Below are 18,962 nucleotides of genomic sequence, written 5' to 3'. Positions count from 1 at the left end.
GGAGCGGGAGAAGAGTCTCGAACTCTCGACCTCAACCTTGGCAAGGTTGCGCTCTACCAACTGAGCTACTCCCGCATCAAAGACAGGGGCACATTATATATCAGCCAATTTCACTGTCAAGACATTTTGTCCGTGGACTCTTTGATCAAAGGCCATGCACGGCGCAAATAATAGAACATAGACCACACGGTTAAAACTGCAGCAATCAATAATAACCAGGCACCCCAATATGCCGTATCAATCACGCCAAATAAATTATCGTAATAGAGCAACATCGGGATCGCGACCATTTGTGCAGTAGTTTTTATCTTACCTAATGAGCTCACTGCAACAGATTTTGATGCTCCGATCTGTGCCATCCATTCACGCAATGCAGAGATCGTAATTTCACGACCGATAATGACGAAGGCGATTACTGCGTTCACCCGATCTAATTGAACCAAAACTAAAAGAGCGCCAGCGACCATTAGCTTATCTGCAACCGGGTCGAGGAAAGCACCAAAAGCGGAGGTTTGATTCCAGCGACGAGCTAAAAATCCATCGAACCAATCAGTCACAGCGGCAACGATAAATACTAAGGTTGATGCTAAGCTTCGGTCAAATGAACTGAGCCATGTATTTGGCAAATAAAAAACACCAACGACCAAAGGAATCAGTGCCACGCGCAACCAAGTAAGCAATATAGGAATGTTGAATGGCATCTGTAATTATCGAAAAAGTATATACCTGTGAATCATCATATTATTCTTCGTATTATATTTGGCTAACGCAATCGCTTGTAAATTTCTTCAGCTAACTGACGAGAAATACCCCCCACAGAAGCCAAATCATCAACACTCGCATCGGAAACACCTTTTAAGCCACCAAACCTCACCAGCAAGCGTTGACGGCGCTTAGGACCTATACCCTCTATTTCCTCTAACTGTGAGCTTTGTCTAGCCTTGGCTCGCTTTGCACGCATTCCAGTAATCGCAAAGCGATGCGCCTCATCCCGAATCTGTGCAATCAGCATCAAGGCAGCAGATTCTTTTCCCAACTGTTTTTGTGCTCTGCCATCGACAAACACCAGTGTCTCCAAACCGACCTTGCGTCCCTCCCCTTTGGCGACACCAACAATCAAACTAATATCGAGCGCAAGTTCAACGAAGACCTGACGCGCGATCTCAACTTGTCCCTTGCCTCCATCGATCAATACGACGTCAGGCATTACACCATCACCATTCGCAACTTTTTCATAACGTCGGGTCAGCACTTGCCGCATAGCAGCGTAATCATCTCCAGGCGTGATATCGCTAATGTTATAACGGCGATATTCTCCATTTTGCATCGCATGATGATGAAATACGACGCAAGACGCTTGCGTAGCTTCGCCTTGAGTGTGACTAATATCAAAGCACTCTACTCGTAAGGTTTCAATGTCTTGGACTTCCAACTCCAAAACATTGACTAAGGTACGTGTCCGCGCTTGCTGCGAGCCTTGTTCGGATAACATACGCGCCAAAGCCAGTTGCGCGCCTTTTACCGCCATCTCAAGCCAAGCACGACGCTGTTCTTGGGGCTGAAACGAAAGATGGATACGATGTCCGCATTGCTCTGCCAGCGCCATCATTAAATCGGGTGCGTCCAACACCATGTTCAAAACCAAGGTGGAAGGAATAAATTGATCGACATAATGCTGAGCTAAAAATGCTGAAAGGACTTCGTCCTCAATAGAATCTTCCGCAGCAAACTGCGCATCATCAACATGAGACGGGAAATAAGCACGGTCACCAAGATGACGTCCACCACGCACCATTGCCAGATTGACGCAAGCACGGCCACCTTCAACGACCACTGCGATGATATCGATGTCAGCATCGCCGGTAGTTTCCATGCTTTGCTGATGTAACACTTTTGACAAAGCCGACATTTGATTTCTAACCAATGCCGCTTGTTCAAACTTAAGTTCTTGCGAGTACGCAAGCATTTTCTTTTCTAAGTCCTGCATTACTTCAGATTGCCGTCCACGCAAAAATTTGGACGCGTTTTCCACATCAACTAGATAGTCTTGGTTCGAGATAATGTCAACACAGGGAGCGCTGCAGCGATGAATCTGGTGTAACAAACAAGGACGTGTGCGGTTTGAAAAAACGCTGTCTTCACAGCTACGCAGCAAAAATACTTTCTGAAGAATCTGCATTGATTCTTTGACCGCCCATCCTGATGGAAATGGTCCAAAATATTGGTGTTTTTTATCGACAGCACCGCGATAATAAGTCATACGCGGAGAAGTTTGATTTGTGATTTTTAAATAGGGATAAGATTTATCGTCACGAAAAAGAATGTTATATCGCGGACGTAAAGCTTTGATCAGATTATTTTCTAAAATCAAAGCTTCAGCCTCGCTTCGCGTGACTGTGGTTTCAAGCCGTGCAATTTTCTCCACCATCATTGCAATGCGTGGACTACTTGCAGTTTTTTGAAAATAACTTGAAACACGCTTTTTTAAGTCACGTGCCTTACCGACATAGAGAACTTGATCTTGCGAATCAAAATAGCGATAAACGCCAGGCAAATTAGGTAGCTTAGCAACAGTATCAATAACAATATCGCTAGCATTATCTACTGATTTTTTTGATTGATCGTCAGACATCAGAGTCACTATTTTTCTCTACGATGACAAAAGCAACTACGTAATCAGTTTCATCTGAAATAGATACACGTGCAGTAAGGCCGCGCGCTTTCATCCAGTCAGATAAATCGTTAATGGTCGATATGATAGGCTGGCCACTACTTAGGTTTAGTATTTGTACAGAAGACCAATTCATCGGCTCGGTTATTCCCAGCCCGATTGCTTTGGAAAATGCCTCTTTGGCCGCAAAACGTGTAGCTAAAAATTGCAAACCACGAACTTCTGTACTAGCTTTGCGTTGATGATATATCGTCAGTTCGTCGACACCGAGAATTTTTTCTGCAAAGCGGTCACCATGTCGTTTCACAGATGATTCTATGCGACTTGTTTGAACAATATCGGTACCAATTCCGTAGATCATTACTGATTCAATCAAAGCGCATGTGAACGAGCTTGACTCATAATCGCTTTCATATCACTCACCGCTTTTTTCCAACCAACAAAAACCGCTTGAGCAACAATAGCATGGCCTATATTGAGTTCAGAAATGTCAGGTATTGCCGCAATTGTCTGCACGTTCGTAAAATGCAAACCATGTCCCGCATTGACCTTCAATCCTCGCTTTATACCTTCCAAAGCTCCTTGTTTAATTCGGAGTAATTCTGCTGCTTGCTGTGTATTGTCATTCGCATCAGCATAGCGACCAGTGTGAAGCTCAATCACCGTTGCACCTGTCTCAGATGCCGCCTGAATTTGTTGTGCGTCGGCGTCAATAAATAAACTGACGCGAATACTTTCCGCTTGTAACTGACGTACCGCCGCCTGCACTTGAGAAAAATACTTAACCACATCTAAGCCACCCTCTGTAGTCACCTCTTCTCTGCGTTCCGGCACTAAACAAACATCTTGAGGTTTTATTTTGCAAGCAAAGGCGATCATCTCATTTGTTACTGCAGCCTCTAAGTTCATGCGCGTAATGAGTTGAGGACGAATACGTTCAACATCTGCATCTTTGATATGACGGCGATCCTCACGCATATGCAAAGTAATGCAATCAGCACCTGCCTCTTCCGCCATTAATGCAGCTTGCAAGGGATCAGGGTAATTGGTACCACGTGCATTGCGTAAGGTAGCGACATGGTCAATATTGATACCAAGTTCAATGGTTTGAGTTTGTTGATGTATGTTCATAGATTTTGCAAATCAATCAAAATTTGGCGAGTGTTGAGTGGCGTGCCATGCAAGTGATGAGCCAGTAAAAAGCGCATTAACATTTTACTTTGAGATTGGGTTATGGGATCTTGATATTCTCCGGCATGCATATCAATCAGAGTTTTACCGTTGACGCGGGGAGTCGTGTCTGATGGGCGCGCTGGACGCGCACCAAGCTCAGGATCAATTATATAAAGCTCTTGATTCAGCACAGTCGCTTTCGTCATGTAACAACGAGTCAAGTCGCCTATAAAGCCTGACTCTCGTAGCAACGCATGCTCAAATTTTCTCAAAACAATCAAAGCAGGCTCCTGATGTGCCAACTGATTTATGGTAGAAACGTAATGATCAAAAAGTGATGGGCATGGCTCATCGCGCATCAAAAATTTAACCAATAATTCATTTAGATAAAATCCACACAGTAGTGCCGATTTTTCTAACGGGAGCATGCCGCCAACCCATTCTGCGGCGCTAAGCGTTTTAATATCTGATTTACCGCTCCACGACATAGTTAAAGGCTGGAAGGTTTGCAATATATTACGCAACTGAGAATGTGGTCGTTTGGCACCCTTAGCTACTAACGCTAATCGCCCGTAATCACGAGTAAATACATCAATGATTAAGCTAGTTTCTTTGTAGGGATATGAATGTAATACAAAGCCAGGCTGACCTAAGATGCGCACATCTTTGGTCATTGGTTTAGTACGCGGTGCTTTGGAGATTACAGATGATTTTCGAGGAAATTTTGTGGCAGGTTTTACCGTTATGGATGGCTCAGCAGAAGCATTAGCCACAAGCTCTGTGATTGATATAACATCTGCATTCAGATCTATTACCTGCACACTCATGATGTCGCTATTCGTAGCCGTAGGCGCGCAAACCAGCTTCGTTATCGGCCCAGCCAGATTTCACTTTAACCCAAATTTCTAAATAAACAGGTCCACCAAATAGCTTCTCCATATCTTGACGTGATTGAGTAGAAATATCTTTTAATCTAGCGCCTTTATTTCCAATCACCATGGATTTATGAGTATTTCTGTCCACAAGAATCGCAACGAATACCCGACGCAAATTACCTTCTTGTTCGAACTTCTCGATCAAAACTGTGCTTGTATAAGGTAACTCATCACCTACAAAGCGAAATAACTTCTCTCTGACGATCTCAGTTGCTAAAAACTTTTCGCTACGATCAGTAATGTCGTCCTCGCCAAAAACAGGAGGATTCAATGGAAGATATTTCTTTATTTCACCCTCAAGATTTTCCAGTTGAAATCTCAAAGTAGCCGACACAGGCACCACTGCAGCAAAAGGATACAAAGCCATAATTTTTTGCGCAAACGGCATCATGATTGCTTTATCTTTGACTCGATCCGACTTATTGATCACTAAAATACAAGGAACATCTTTTGGTAACAAATCAATTACTTGTTGATCGGCGGCACCAAAAGTACCTGCCTCTATAATAAATAAAATGACATCCGAGGCTGTCAAAGTAGTCGTGACAGTTCTGTTCAAAGTCTTATTTAAGGGATTCGAGTGAAGGGTCTGAAAACCAGGAGTATCAACGTACACATATTGAGTGCTGTCTTTTGTCTGAATTCCTGTGATTCTGTGACGCGTCGTCTGTGCCTTACGTGAAGTTATACTGACTTTAGCGCCAATCAAGGCGTTCATCAATGTAGATTTCCCTACATTAGGACGGCCAACAATGGCTATATAGCCGCAGCGAAAGTCTGCGTTATTAATGATATCGGTCATGCGATCTTAGGTTGAGATTGATGCGTTAGAACGTCAGTTTTTGCAGCGGGCTGATTACTAGATATGTCTAACAAAGATTTCTGTGTCGAACCGTTAGATTTATTATCATCAGCCGATGCGTTAGCTAGCGCATCTGATTGTACCGTTGCTATTCCAGCTAGTTTAAGTTGTGACGTCCGGGGTTTCTTTTTGCGAGATGCTGGAGTTTTAGCAAGTAAATTTAAAGCAGTTTCCAGAGCCAGCTTTGCTGCTGCTTGCTCACCGGCACGGCGACTACCGCCAGCGCCAAATACTTGTATCTCTAATTTTGGAACCAGGCACTCAATTTCGAATTCCTGATTATGAGCAGCACCATGTGTAGCAACAACGTTATATTGAGGCAAGGCTATTTTTTTACTCTGCAAAAATTCTTGCAGCAATGTTTTAGCATCTTTGCCTAAAGTAGTTGGATCTATTGTAACCAGGACTAGTGAGTATAGAGACTTAATCACTTCACGTGCGGCATCAAATCCCGCATCTAAAAAAATCGCCCCAAACAAGGCTTCTAAGGTATCCGCCAAAATAGATGGCCTACGGAAGCCACCAGATTTCAACTCCCCCTCGCCCAGGCGTAAAAACTGAGACAACTCAATTCTTTGCGCTATCTCATACAAAGATTGCTGTTTTACCAAATTTGCTCTAACTCGAGATAAATCACCCTCATCAATATTGGCGAAGCTATCGAATAAAAGCGAAGCAACCACACAATTTAAAATAGAGTCACCTAAAAATTCCAAGCGCTCATTATGCAAAACACTGTGGCTACGGTGCGTTAAAGCTTGCTGCAATAAAGCTGCATTCTTGAATTGATGCCCCAATCTCTTTTGCAATAATTGTTCATTCATACGAGATCTGCTTATTCCTGCTTTTTGGGGACTGTCCCATTTTTTGCCGTTGTACCTTCATACTCCAGTAATAAACTAGCTGGTCCAAATAAAGGAATTTTTTTTGTATAAGCAAAGCTAACATCCATACTGCCATCACTAGTTTTTACAATGGAAAGATCCTTACCTGCAACCGCATCAAAATATCCAATCTCTGCTTGTTTATCAAATGCAATCTGTATTTCACGTACTGTCGCACCTGACTGTTTTGCTGACTGTATAGCTTTTTTGATAGACATAAATTCAATCACCGTTGGGGAAATTTTTATCCCTATCATTGCAATCATCCCAACGATAACCAGCATAAATATCAAACTAATAAACGTAATACCTAGCTGTCGGCCAAAGCGCTGATTTTTTATATTTTGCATAAGTATGCAACTCCACAAGTTATTAAAAACTGCCGATTCTTTTTGGATGACTAAAGTTCATCCAAATTACAAATGCTTTACCAACAATATTTTGATCTGGAACAAATCCCCAATAACGACTGTCAGCGCTGTTGTCTCGATTATCACCCATCATAAAATACTGATTTTCAGGTACCGTACACGCAAAACCGAAACTATCGTACGAGCATGACTCATGCTTTGGAAATTGGTCAGGGCTATCCACAAAAACTGGTTTCTGATCATCATTCAAAATGCTATGTTGTACGCCGGTCAAATTCTCACTAAATTGCTTAGAATACGTAAGTGTATCGTCTAAAAAATCTGGCATAGCCTCGTACGATAATGCTTTACCGTTAATTAATAAACGCTTGTTTTTATACACTATTCTATCGCCGGGTACGCCAACTACACGTTTAATATAATTTAGGCTGGTATCTTTTGGATATTTAAACACCATAATGTCCCCACGTTTAGGATCATTGATATTTAATATTTTCTTATCAATGATAGGTAAACGAATCCCATAAGTATATTTATTAACCAAAATCAAATCGCCAACAAATAATGTCGGCAACATTGATCCCGATGGTATTTTGAAAGGTTCATACAAAAAAGAGCGTAAAAAAAACACAAGCGCGATCACTGGAAAAAAACTACCAGAGTATTCCACCCAAGTAGGCTGCTTTAGCAAAGTCGACTCTAGTTCTAAGCGTCCACCCTCTTGCAAGCGAATCCCATCTGCAGTCAGTTTTGCATTACGCGCATCAAAACTCGCCAAAGCTTGATCTGCCTTCAATCGTCGTTGCTTAGCCCACACAAACATGTCGAGAAACCAGATGATTCCGGTTGTTATCATCAATACAAAAAGAATTAATGCAAAGTTACCTAAAATTGATTGAAAACTCATTTATCTTCCACTTGTAAAATTGCCAAAAATGCTTCTTGTGGGATTTCCACAGAGCCGACTTGTTTCATTCGCTTTTTGCCCGCTTTTTGCTTTTCTAATAATTTCCGCTTACGACTGATATCGCCACCGTAACATTTGGCCAAAACGTTTTTACGTAAGGCTTTAACGTTTTCACGTGAAATGATGTTAGCGCCAATGGCAGCTTGAATAGCTACGTCAAACATTTGCCTTGGGATAAGTTCACGCATTTTGGCAGCGACCGCCCGACCACGATACTGACTGTTCGCCCTATGAACAATAATTGCTAGCGCATCTACTTTCTCGCTATTAATCAACATATCCACTTTAACAACATCTGCCGCACGGTATTCTTTAAACTCGTAATCCATAGAGGCATAACCACGGGATGTTGATTTCAGTCTATCAAAGAAGTCCAGCACAATCTCTGCCATGGGCATTTCGTATGTCAATTTGACTTGCCTGCCGTGATAGTTCATGTCAAGTTGCACGCCACGTTTTGACGTGCACAAAGTAATTACTGCACCGACATACTCTTGCGGCATATAAAGATTGACGGTGACGATAGGTTCGCGTATTTCTTCAGTTCTTGAAGGCTCGGGCATTTTTGACGGATTATCTACCATCAAAATACTACCATCTGCCATTACGACCTCATAAATAACGGTCGGGGCGGTGGTGATCAAGTCCATGTCGAACTCGCGCTCCAAACGCTCTTGCACAATCTCCATGTGCAACAAACCTAAAAATCCGCAACGAAATCCAAATCCAAGCGCCTGAGAAACTTCTGGCTCATACATTAAGGCTGAGTCATTGAGCTTTAACTTCTCTAGAGAGTCACGCAATGCATCATATTGATTTGCCTCCACTGGAAATAAACCCGCAAACACTTGTGGCTGTACTTCTTTAAAGCCTGGCAAAGGCTCTTTAGCAGCTTTGCCTACAATCGTAATGGTGTCGCCAACCTTGGCTGACTTAAGCTCTTTAATACCAGCGATAATAAAACCAACTTGCCCAGCCGACAACTCAGTGCGGGACAAAGATTTCGGCGTAAAAACTCCGACACTTTCGACTAGATGTTGCGCCTCTGTAGCCATGAATAAAATTTTATCTTTTGGTCGTAAAGTACCATTAACTATACGTACCAACATCACGACACCAACGTAGTTGTCAAACCAGGAATCGACAATCAAGGCTTGCAAAGGGGCATCTGGATCTCCCTTTGGCGGGGGAACTTTAATAATTAAAGATTCTAAAACAGCCTGAACGCCCAAGCCTGTTTTTGCCGAGCAGTGAACTGCGTCGCTGGCATCAATCCCTATGACTTCTTCAATTTCATTAATCGCATTGTCTGGGTCTGCTGACGGCAAATCAATCTTATTCAGGACTGGCACAACCTCTACACCTAATTCGATCGCGGTATAGCAATTTGCTACTGTTTGAGCTTCCACCCCTTGCGATGCGTCTACGACTAATAGAGCACCCTCGCAAGCCGACAAAGAACGACTTACTTCGTAACTAAAATCTACGTGTCCGGGGGTGTCGATCAGATTTAAATTGTATATTTTTCCGTCAAGAGACTTGTACTGCAATGCTGCTGTCTGAGCCTTGATGGTAATACCGCGCTCACGTTCTATATCCATAGAATCAAGAACTTGCGCTTCCATTTCACGGTCAGACAAACCACCACACAACTGGATAATTCGATCAGCAAGTGTTGATTTGCCATGATCAATATGGGCAATAATTGAAAAATTGCGGATGTTATTCATTAGGGAGAGGAAAGGCCTGTTAAAAAAAAGGCGCTCTGAGCCGGGCAATGGTCCCCAGGCGAGCGCCTCAATTTTGGGTTATGCAAAGCTACATTTTACCGGATTTTGTAAGGGAAAGCCCAAAAATCATGTTCAGGCAAGAAAGCAAAGGCCAAAAATACATTAAAAAATTAACAGTCAGCACATATATTTCCGCCTTTAACTATCTAACTGAGAATCTTTAAACGGTAACGATCCTAAGAAATTATCGTTTTTATTTTGTGATAAATTCCATTTTTTATCGTAATCAATTTTTGCAAGGTATAAACCATCCGGCATAAAAGTTGGTGCGGACAAACTACGATCACGACTCATCAACAAATGCTTTATCCAATCAGGCTCTTTTTTACCAATGCCTACAAAAAGTAAGGAACCAATAATATTGCGTACCATGTGATGTAAAAACGCACTGGCGCGCAAGGTAAAGATAAGCAAATCACCTTGCTGGCGTATTTGCACGTCATACATATGCTTTATTGGTGATTTAGCCTGACATGCGGCAGCACGGAAGACCGTAAAATCATGTTCGCCAAGCAGATAAGAAGTTGCCTCGCGCATCTTACTCACATCGAGCGGACGAAATACCCAGCCAGCTCGCTGCGCCCAAAGTGGGGAACGCACAGGATTATTGTAAAGAACGTAATGGTAAGTCCTTGCGTAAGCACTAAACCGAGCATGAAAATTATCTTGGGCATCAGGGTCATCAAATAGCACTTCAGTTGCCCAAAGAACAGCAATTGAATCTGGCAAAAATGCATTCACCCCATTCATCCAAGAATACATACTTCGATCTAACTCGGTATCAAAGTGAATTACTTGTTCAAGAGCATGAACACCTGCGTCAGTACGCCCAGCGCAAGTCGTCTTGAGAGGCGCTTTAGCAAAAGCAAATAGAGCCTTCTCCAGCGCGTCCTGCACCGTCTGACCGGATGGCTGAGTTTGCCAACCATGCCATCGGCTACCATCATACTGCACACCAAGAACAAGACGTTTCAATTCAAACTCACAAATTCAATTATTTAAAGAAAACATCAAGGTTTAGATAAAATGTAAGCAAACTATTAAAGAACGAAAAAGTAATTATTAGCATTAACAACTTCAATATACTACCTATACTTTTCTCAAAAAATCCCTGCTTACCCAATTAATATATAGACGAATAATTATACTCACCAGGAGTATACTAGGAAACTATACAAGCTAGCGACATCAGACCAGAAATTCTACTTTATCCTTTCAATCATCAAAACGAAAACGGGCGCCAACCAAAAGTTGCGCCCGCCGGGAAGTACCAATTAAATCAAGATAAATGCGTTAGCATTTCCTGTGCTTTAGCAATTTGGTCTCGTGTACCACCTTTTATTACTTCATCCAATAATTCGCGCGCTCCGTCTTTATCGCCGATCTCATGGTAGGCAACGGCAAGATCAAGCTTAGTTGCCATTTCTGCATTGTAAGATGGCGTCTCCGCGACGATCACGTCATGTGTATCCGGTTTAGATGACTCATTGTCGAGATCAAAATCAATTCCTGATAAATCAAACTCAAAAGCAGCAGGAGAAGTACTGGTTGTTTCGACCACATCACCAGTACTGACTTGAGAAACCGTTTCCTCGTGAGTTTCAACTGTATTATCACTGGCAGTTAATGACATTGAATCAAAAGAAACAATGTTGTCATGCTGCTTTGGATTTTGCTCAACTGGATTGATGTCTAAATCCAAAGGATCTGTCTTATTATCAGCATCTTGCTTTTCATTCGGATCAACTATCTTGGGTGTATCCGCTACGATTTCCTCTTCTAAATCATTACCAAGATCAAAATCAATTGAAGCAAAATCAACTACTTCTTGGTCTTCAGGAAAATCACTCTTAATTTTATCTGCGTTGCCCTTTGTACTCATAGGTAACTGAGGTGCATCAAATTCATGTTTCGGCTCTGATTCTGGCGTGTCCAAATCAAAATCCAAAGGCACCATTGCATCTTTGGTATCAACCATATTAAAGCTCATGCTTGTTTGATCTAAAGCAGGAGCGACAGGCTCACTATGCAGACCAGCAGCTGTATCTATAATGCTGATCGACTCCAACATATCGTGGGACAAAGAATTTGCCAGTAACGCGTCTGGATCCAAATCTTCTAATGGCTGGGTGCCAGAACCCAAGCCTGTTGCATTAGAATCAACCTGAGCTTTTCCACCTGCGTATAACGGATTATGAGGGTCTAATACAATTCCCATAGATGCAGCTTGCGCCCAATCATCACCATCACCGCTTGTCATTCCATACAATTCGCCAGCCAAACGCTCAAATGATTTCACATCTTTACGAGTGAAATAAATTTCGAGCAATTTAACTCTGACCGCATGTCTGTCGGGCTGAGTACGTAGTGCTTCTTTTAAAATCTCTTCGGCCTGGGAGTCACGTCCGTAGGCGATATACACATCAGCTTCAGCGACCGGATCAACCTCATTTGCATCCAATTGGCTAGCAGATGGCGCAAAGTTAGAGTTAAATACACTATTATTTGTATCAACACTCTGGCCGCCGGTCGATCCGAACATAGAATTAGCCTTCATACTCGAACCGGTCAAGATGCTATCTTCAAATTGCTGTAGGCTTTTCTTGCGGCGGTTAGAGTAAAAGCCGTATCCGCCTAATAGTGCAAGGATAGCAGCGATGGGATATACAAACCCACTGCTCATAATTCCATCAAAGATCCCTGGCTCAGGTGGTGGAGGTGGCGGAGGCGCAATTTTACGTTTGGGAGCTGGAGTTGGAGTTGCAGCAGTTGACGATGCTGGTACTAAAGCAGCTACAGTACTGGCTGCAACACTGTCAACAGCGGGGGAATTAATTGGTGCCACTGGGGCAGAAGTAGAAGCAGCCATCTTTTTCGCGGCGGCCTGTTTGTCACTCAAATCCTTGTCTTTTATTTGTAGTATTTTTTGCAAGCCTTCGACGTTTTTCTCCAACTCTTTGACCCGTGCATTCGCGTCTGCAATTGCTTTATCTTTGGCGAGTTTATCTTCCTCTGCTAGTACTTTACCAGTCGTAGATTTAGCTGACGCGCTTGGAGTAGCTTTAGATAATTTCAATTTATCTAATGCTTCATTGGTAGCGGTCGGCACCTCTTTTACTTTAGCCGTAATCACTCCGCTGGCTGTTTGCTTCGGCGCAACTACTTTTTCAGCAGGTGCTCTTTCTACTTGACCAGCCAACTTGTTTCTATAAGCACTAAAATCAGCAGCATGTGCCATAACCGTAGAGTGTGCATCGCCGGAGGAAATAGAGCGGCTTGCATCTACATCAGGAATAGACAGAATTTGCCCGGACTTCAGGCGGTTCATGTTGTTCCCCGCAAACGCTTGTGGATTTGCCTTATACAAGCTAACAAGCATCTGATCTAGCGAAACGCCATCACTCTTATATGCGCCTGCTATTTTGCTTAATGTGTCTCCCATTTTGACTTGATAGTCACCAGACGATTTAGCGGGAACACTCGATTCATTTTTTAGTCCGGTTACTTTCTTATCTCTCGCTCGCGCGGTGTTTATCGAACCAGTATCAGCCTTACTTTGCACGGATGTTTGATTGGAGCTAGATTGTGTAGCACCTGGCACGTTGACCGGATTGGCAACCTGAGCTGACTGACTATTTCTCAATTCTGCAGGATCCAACAAAAATGTGTATTCACGCAACAACTTACCATTGCTAGAGTTTAGTTCTAACAACATATCCACAAACGGTTCATTCATGGCCTGATTTGAGCTAACACGGATGACATATCCCGATCCACGTTGCTCAACGCTAAAGCGCAGAGATAATAATGCCGGGTTTAAATCAATGCTTGCTTGGCGAAATGCATCAGCAGAAGCTAACTTCGGCACTAGCGAACCAATTTCATCTTTGTTCGGTGATGTTAATTCGATCTCAGCACGTAGTGGCTGCCCCAGAGCAGATAACACCGTCAACTTGCCAAGACCTGTAGCGTTTGCGCTGGAGAACATGAACAAAGTTGAGGCTACCGCTGTACCCAGCACTTTGCGTCCGAGAGAGATCATCGGTAAGCGTTTATGGTTATGCATTTTATAGGACATATTTGGGAAATTTGACAGATCCAGTTAGCGATAGCAATCGTAATAAATTTTGGATGAATGCATCATATTGTCTCAAGATAACATTACAAAATTAGCGCTATAAGCTTAACTCGATTTGCAACTATGGTAAATACATTAAGAAGCCAAACCATTTCCAATTTGGATAAATCGTTGTTGCAGTTTGACAATCAAGTCATAAAAGCACTAAATATGAGGACAAAAACAAAAAGGAATGAGAAATCATTCCTTTTTTAACAACGACAATGAAAACTGTTGAGTTAATCGGCAATCAAAATACGTAGCATGCGGCGCAAAGGTTCTGCCGCACCCCACAATAATTGATCGCCGACTGTAAACGCCGATAAATACTCACCGCCCATTTGCATTTTGCGTAAACGCCCGACCGGAATTGTCAGACTACCAGTAACAGCGGCAGGTGTTAAATCACGCATAGAAGCAACACGTTCATTAGGGACAACTTTAACCCACTGATTATTCTGGGCAATGATGTCGTTGATTTCATCCAGCGGCACATCTTTCTTCAACTTGATTGTCAAGGCTTGCGAATGACAACGCATTGCACCAACACGAATACACAGACCATCAACTGGAATTGGTGCCGAACCAAAAGCTGCCCCCTTACCTAAAATCTTGTTAGTTTCTGCGCCTGCTTTCCACTCTTCTTTAGAAACGCCATTCCCCAGATCTTTATCAATCCAAGGAATCAAATTACCAGCTAAGGGAACGCCAAATTGCTTCGTTTCATCATCAGTAAAAGAGTGCTGTTTAGCGAGAACTTTTCGGTCAATTTCTAAAATTGCTGCTGCGGGATTATCTAGCAACGCCTTTACTTCAGCGTTAATACTGCCAAACTGAGTCAAGAGCTCACGCATGTGCTGCGCACCGCCACCAGAGGCTGCCTGATAAGTCATTGAGGACATCCAATCGACCAAATCATGCTGAAACAGGCCACCCAAGCCCATCAACATACAAGACACGGTGCAGTTACCACCAATGTAGTTTTTGACTCCTCGGCTCAATGCAGACTTAATCACGTCCAGATTGACTGGATCCAGTACGATCACAGCATTCTCCTCCATGCGCAAGCTAGAGGCGGCATCAATCCAATAACCATTCCAGCCAGCTGCACGCAACTTAGGGAAAACTTCCGTCGTATACTCGCCACCCTGGCAGGTAATAATAATGTCGCACTTCTTCAATGCATCAATATCATTTGCGTCTTTTAATGTCTTTTCGTTCTTTGCCATTACAGGAGCCGTGCCACCTGTGTTGGAAGTTGAAAAAAACACTGGTTCGATATGAGCGAAATCGCCCTCTTCCTGCATACGCTGCATTAAGACCGAACCCACCATTCCACGCCAACCCACCAGACCAACTAGTTTCATCATCTTTCCCTAAAATTTGCAGGCAACGCCTGCTGATTGACATACCTACTGCAATTATTCCAATGCTTTAACTACTGCATTACCCATCTCGACCGTTCCAACTTTCGTCGTTCCTGACTCATAAATATCTGGAGTTCTCAGACCTTGAGATAAGACATTCTTAACCGCACTCTCAATACGATCCGCCTGATCGGCTTTGCCAAATGAGAAACGTAACATCATCGCAGCAGACAAAATAGTCGCTAAAGGATTGGCAACACCTTTGCCCGCGATATCAGGTGCAGAGCCATGCGATGGCTCATACAAGCCTTTGTTATTTGCATCCAACGATGCGGAAGGCAACATTCCGATTGAGCCAGTCAACATTGCCGCTGCATCGGACAAAATGTCGCCAAACATGTTGCCTGTAACGATCACATCAAATTTTTTCGGTGCGCGTACTAATTGCATTGCCGCGTTATCGACATACATATGATCTAGCGCGACGTCTGGATATTCTTTATGAACATCCGTGACGATGTCTTTCCAGAACTGGAACGTCTCAAGCACATTTGCCTTATCCACGCTGGTCAAACGTTTTGAACGCTTTTGCGCGGCTTGAAAAGCGACATGAGCAATGCGGCGGATTTCTCCCTCGGCATAGCGCATCGTATCGAAACCTTCGCGCTGGCCTTTGAAAGGACCATCTGGACATTCCCGCATACCACGAGGCTGTCCAAAGTAAATGTCGCCAGTCAATTCCCGAATAATCAGAATATCCAGACCCGAAACTATTTCAGGCTTTAGAGTAGAAGCTCCCGCTAATTCAGGATATAAAATTGCCGGTCTCAGATTTGCAAACAGACCGAGATTTTTACGCAAACCAAGAATTGCCTGCTCAGGACGCAAAGCGCGCTCTAAAGTATCGTATTTCCAGTCACCTACTGCGCCAAACAACACCGCATCAGCTTCCAATGCCAGTTTGAGCGTAGCCTCTGGTAAAGGATGCCCGCTTGCCTCAAAGCCGGCGCCACCGACTGATGCAGTTTCCATTTCAAATGATTCACCCAACACATTTAAAACTCTGACTGCTTGCTCGACTATCTCAGGACCGATGCCATCACCTGGCAAAATTGCTATTTTCATGTTCTATTCATTTCAATAAATCGTCGCATTACGATTCGATTAGATCGTATTCGCTAACCAAGGCTGCATCGCGATATGCCGCTCTTCAAATGCACGAATTTTGTCCGCCTGGCGCAAAGTCAATCCGATGTCGTCAAGCCCGTTCAACAAACAATATTTGCGGAAAGTATCGACTTCAAATGGATAGCTGACAATGCCATTAGACGTTGTCACAACCTGCTTCTCAAGGTCAACGATCAACCGAAAGCCAGGAAAAGCTTTGACTTCATTAAATAACTGATCAACTTGCTGCTCACTCAAAACGATTGGAAGCAAACCATTTTTAAAGCAGTTATTAAAGAAAATATCGGCAAAACTTGGCGCTATCACTGCACGAAAACCGTATTGATCTAAGGCCCACGGTGCATGCTCACGCGAAGAACCGCAACCAAAATTTTTGCGCGTCAACAAAATCGATGCACCTTGATAGCGCGCTTGATTCAATACGAAATCTGGATTGAGCGGACGCTTGCTGTTGTCCATACCAGGCTCACCATGATCCAGATAGCGCCATTCGTCAAACAGATTAGGGCCAAAACCACTACGCTGAATTGACTTCAAAAACTGCTTTGGAATAATGGCATCAGTATCGACATTCGCTCTGTCCATCGGCGCGACAAGACCATCAAGCACGGTAAATTTTTCCATCATTATTTTCTGCCAGCATCCTCAACGACTTCACCTGCTTTTTTTACATCTTTACCAATACCTTGGACGGTATTGCAAGCAGCTAAAACGACTACGCAAATGGCGAGAGTGAATAATTTTTTCATGTACGTTCCTCAGAAATAAAATTAGCGCAAAGCGCGGACATCAACAAAATGACCTGCAATACCGGCGGCAGCCGCCATTGCAGGAGAGACCAAATGAGTACGACCACCCTGCCCCTGGCGGCCTTCAAAATTACGATTCGATGTCGAAGCACAACGTTCACCCGGCTCTAAACGATCAGCGTTCATCGCAAGACACATAGAGCATCCAGGCTCACGCCATTCAAAACCAGCGTCACGAAAAATCTTATCCAGGCCTTCTCGTTCTGCCTGATCCTTGACTAGACCAGAGCCCGGAACAACCATCGCCAACTTTACATTGGATGCACGGAATTTTCCACGCACTATAGCGGCAGCGGCACGTAAATCTTCAATGCGAGAGTTAGTGCAAGAGCCAATAAATACTTTGTCGATGCGGATATCTTCAATCGCGGTGTTTGGCTTCAAGGCCATGTAAATCAGCGCTTTTTCCATCGCATCGCGTTTTACAGCGTCTTTTTCCTGATCTGGATCTGGGACGCGACCATCGACAGCGACAACCATTTCTGGCGAAGTTCCCCAAGTAACTTGTGGCTTAATCTCTGCCGCATTTAAGGTAACGACCATGTCAAACTTTGCACCAGCATCGGTATGCAGAGTACGCCAGTATTCAACTGCACTATCCCAATGCGGACCTGCAGGAGAAAACGGACGACCTTTGACATAATCAATCGTGGTTTGATCAACGGCAATCATGCCAGCGCGGGCGCCAGCTTCAATCGCCATATTACAGACGGTCATGCGACCTTCCATCGACAAACTACGGATTGTTGAGCCAGCAAACTCAATCGCATAACCAGTACCTCCGGCCGTACCAATTTTGCCAATGATGGCGAGGACAATATCTTTTGCGGTCACGCCAGCCGGCATCGCACCATCGACTTGCACCAGCATGGCTTTGGATTTTTTAGCGATGAGTGTTTGTGTGGCTAACACATGCTCAACTTCTGAGGTGCCAATGCCGTGCGCAAGGCAAGCAAATGCGCCGTGGGTCGATGTATGAGAATCACCACACACCACCGTCATACCTGGCAAAGTCGCACCTTGCTCTGGACCGATCACATGCACGATCCCTTGACGCTTGTCATTCATACCAAAATACGTCAAGCCGTATTGCTTTGCGTTGGCATCCAGCGTTTCTACTTGCAGGCGAGAAGTCGGGTCATCAATGCCATTGATGCGGTTAGTGGTTGGCACGTTGTGATCCGCGACTACCAGATTCGCGGACAATCGCCAAGGCTGACGCCCAGCGATTTTTAGCCCTTCAAAAGCTTGCGGGCTGGTGACTTCGTGAAGTAAATGGCGGTCAATATACAAAATTGCGGTGCCATCATCGTCCTCATTGACGATATGGGATTCCCAAAGTTTGTCGTAAAGCGTTTTAAGCATGATGTTGAAACCTGATATGAGATACGTGAGCCTGCAACGCGCGTAAGAAGCCGGATAATCCTTTTGGGATTAGCGCAAATCAAAGGAGCAGGGAAATACGAAGTTTCGTGCGGTCTGGCCAGTTCAACGACACAACAATTGACAGGAAACCGGTGCAATATGCACTACTCAGGTGATTTGCAGTCGACTCAGGTGAAATCGGAGAGACTCTTATGCAAGATTTGCTTCAGATTATGCCACAATTGTGCAACGCAAAACCATACTGCGCATCAATTTAAGGCATACGTTTTTCCATAGAAAAATAGAAAATATTGAATTAAAGCCAAACTTTCACCGGATAATCGGAGAGAAATAAAGAAATTTCCATTTTTTATTCTGTTGACCCGATTCGTGAAAATCTACCGGCATCACCACAAAACATCTATAGAATATTTGCAATACTCCTACCCAGTAAAATTAACCG

Annotated in this window: 17 protein-coding genes and 1 tRNA gene; all 18 read right to left on the bottom strand. The window is 43.7% G+C overall.

Annotated features, from left to right (window positions below; genetic code table 11):
- Window positions 1–2 precede the first annotated feature (2 nt).
- A tRNA-Gly gene (locus QN395_RS15025) sits at window positions 3–75 on the bottom strand.
- 41 nt (window positions 76–116) lie between these two features.
- The gene (gene pgsA, locus QN395_RS15020) at window positions 117–701 is read right to left on the bottom strand and encodes a CDP-diacylglycerol--glycerol-3-phosphate 3-phosphatidyltransferase (protein ID WP_322118584.1); all 585 of its coding nucleotides are present in this window, start codon (window positions 699–701) and stop codon (window positions 117–119) included.
- Window positions 702–763: 62 nt separating this feature from the next.
- Window positions 764–2,632: an excinuclease ABC subunit UvrC gene (uvrC, locus tag QN395_RS15015; protein WP_322118583.1), complete on the bottom strand. Its 1,869-nt coding sequence runs from the start codon at window positions 2,630–2,632 to the stop codon at window positions 764–766.
- Window positions 2,625–3,032, bottom strand: coding sequence for a holo-ACP synthase (gene acpS / locus QN395_RS15010; RefSeq protein ID WP_322118582.1), 408 nt, complete (start codon window positions 3,030–3,032; stop codon window positions 2,625–2,627). Before acpS ends, uvrC begins: the two co-directional genes overlap by 8 nt.
- 11 nt (window positions 3,033–3,043) lie before the next feature.
- The gene (gene pdxJ, locus QN395_RS15005) at window positions 3,044–3,802 is read right to left on the bottom strand and encodes a pyridoxine 5'-phosphate synthase (RefSeq protein WP_322118581.1); all 759 of its coding nucleotides are present in this window, start codon (window positions 3,800–3,802) and stop codon (window positions 3,044–3,046) included.
- Window positions 3,799–4,671, bottom strand: a complete 873-nt coding sequence (gene recO, locus QN395_RS15000) for a DNA repair protein RecO (protein WP_322118580.1) — start codon at window positions 4,669–4,671, stop codon at window positions 3,799–3,801. The genes pdxJ and recO overlap by 4 nt, the downstream gene beginning before the upstream one ends.
- A gap of 7 nt (window positions 4,672–4,678) precedes the next feature.
- On the bottom strand, window positions 4,679–5,581 hold the full coding sequence (era, locus tag QN395_RS14995; RefSeq protein WP_322118579.1) for a GTPase Era: 903 nt from the start codon (window positions 5,579–5,581) through the stop codon (window positions 4,679–4,681).
- Window positions 5,578–6,465, bottom strand: a complete 888-nt coding sequence (gene rnc, locus QN395_RS14990) for a ribonuclease III (RefSeq protein ID WP_322118578.1) — start codon at window positions 6,463–6,465, stop codon at window positions 5,578–5,580. Before rnc ends, era begins: the two co-directional genes overlap by 4 nt.
- Before the next feature lie 11 nt (window positions 6,466–6,476).
- A complete protein-coding gene (locus tag QN395_RS14985; RefSeq protein WP_322118577.1) occupies window positions 6,477–6,875 on the bottom strand; it encodes a DUF4845 domain-containing protein in 399 nt (132 codons plus the stop codon).
- A 22-nt stretch (window positions 6,876–6,897) separates the two neighbouring features.
- Window positions 6,898–7,803, bottom strand: a complete 906-nt coding sequence (gene lepB / locus QN395_RS14980) for a signal peptidase I (protein WP_322118576.1) — start codon at window positions 7,801–7,803, stop codon at window positions 6,898–6,900.
- Window positions 7,800–9,593 carry a translation elongation factor 4 gene (lepA, locus tag QN395_RS14975; RefSeq protein WP_322118575.1) on the bottom strand — a complete coding sequence of 598 codons (1,794 nt, stop codon included), beginning with the start codon at window positions 9,591–9,593 and terminating at the stop codon, window positions 7,800–7,802. The genes lepB and lepA overlap by 4 nt, the downstream gene beginning before the upstream one ends.
- Before the next feature lie 198 nt (window positions 9,594–9,791).
- Window positions 9,792–10,628 (bottom strand): tRNA pseudouridine(38-40) synthase TruA, encoded by an 837-nt coding sequence (gene truA / locus QN395_RS14970; protein WP_322118574.1) that lies wholly within the window; start codon window positions 10,626–10,628, stop codon window positions 9,792–9,794.
- Between the two features lie 304 nt (window positions 10,629–10,932).
- On the bottom strand, window positions 10,933–13,641 hold the full coding sequence (locus QN395_RS14965; protein WP_322121563.1) for a FimV/HubP family polar landmark protein: 2,709 nt from the start codon (window positions 13,639–13,641) through the stop codon (window positions 10,933–10,935).
- A gap of 368 nt (window positions 13,642–14,009) precedes the next feature.
- A complete protein-coding gene (gene asd, locus QN395_RS14960; protein WP_323492387.1) occupies window positions 14,010–15,137 on the bottom strand; it encodes an aspartate-semialdehyde dehydrogenase in 1,128 nt (375 codons plus the stop codon).
- Between the two features lie 54 nt (window positions 15,138–15,191).
- Entirely contained in the window at window positions 15,192–16,262 is a 1,071-nt protein-coding gene (gene leuB / locus QN395_RS14955; protein ID WP_323492384.1) for a 3-isopropylmalate dehydrogenase, read from the bottom strand.
- 39 nt (window positions 16,263–16,301) lie between these two features.
- Entirely contained in the window at window positions 16,302–16,949 is a 648-nt protein-coding gene (gene leuD / locus QN395_RS14950; protein WP_323492386.1) for a 3-isopropylmalate dehydratase small subunit, read from the bottom strand.
- Between the two features lie 2 nt (window positions 16,950–16,951).
- A complete protein-coding gene (locus QN395_RS14945) occupies window positions 16,952–17,074 on the bottom strand; it encodes an entericidin A/B family lipoprotein (RefSeq protein ID WP_322118570.1) in 123 nt (40 codons plus the stop codon).
- A gap of 21 nt (window positions 17,075–17,095) precedes the next feature.
- Complete coding sequence (gene leuC / locus QN395_RS14940; protein WP_323492383.1) at window positions 17,096–18,499, bottom strand: 3-isopropylmalate dehydratase large subunit; 1,404 nt, start codon at window positions 18,497–18,499, stop codon at window positions 17,096–17,098.
- Window positions 18,500–18,962 lie beyond the last annotated feature (463 nt).

It is taken from the genome of Undibacterium sp. RTI2.2, from assembly GCF_035018705.1.
Lineage (GTDB): Bacteria > Pseudomonadota > Gammaproteobacteria > Burkholderiales > Burkholderiaceae_D > Undibacterium.
The sequence above is the reverse complement of the archived record's forward strand: the minus strand, read 5'-3'. Positions and strand labels throughout refer to the sequence as shown.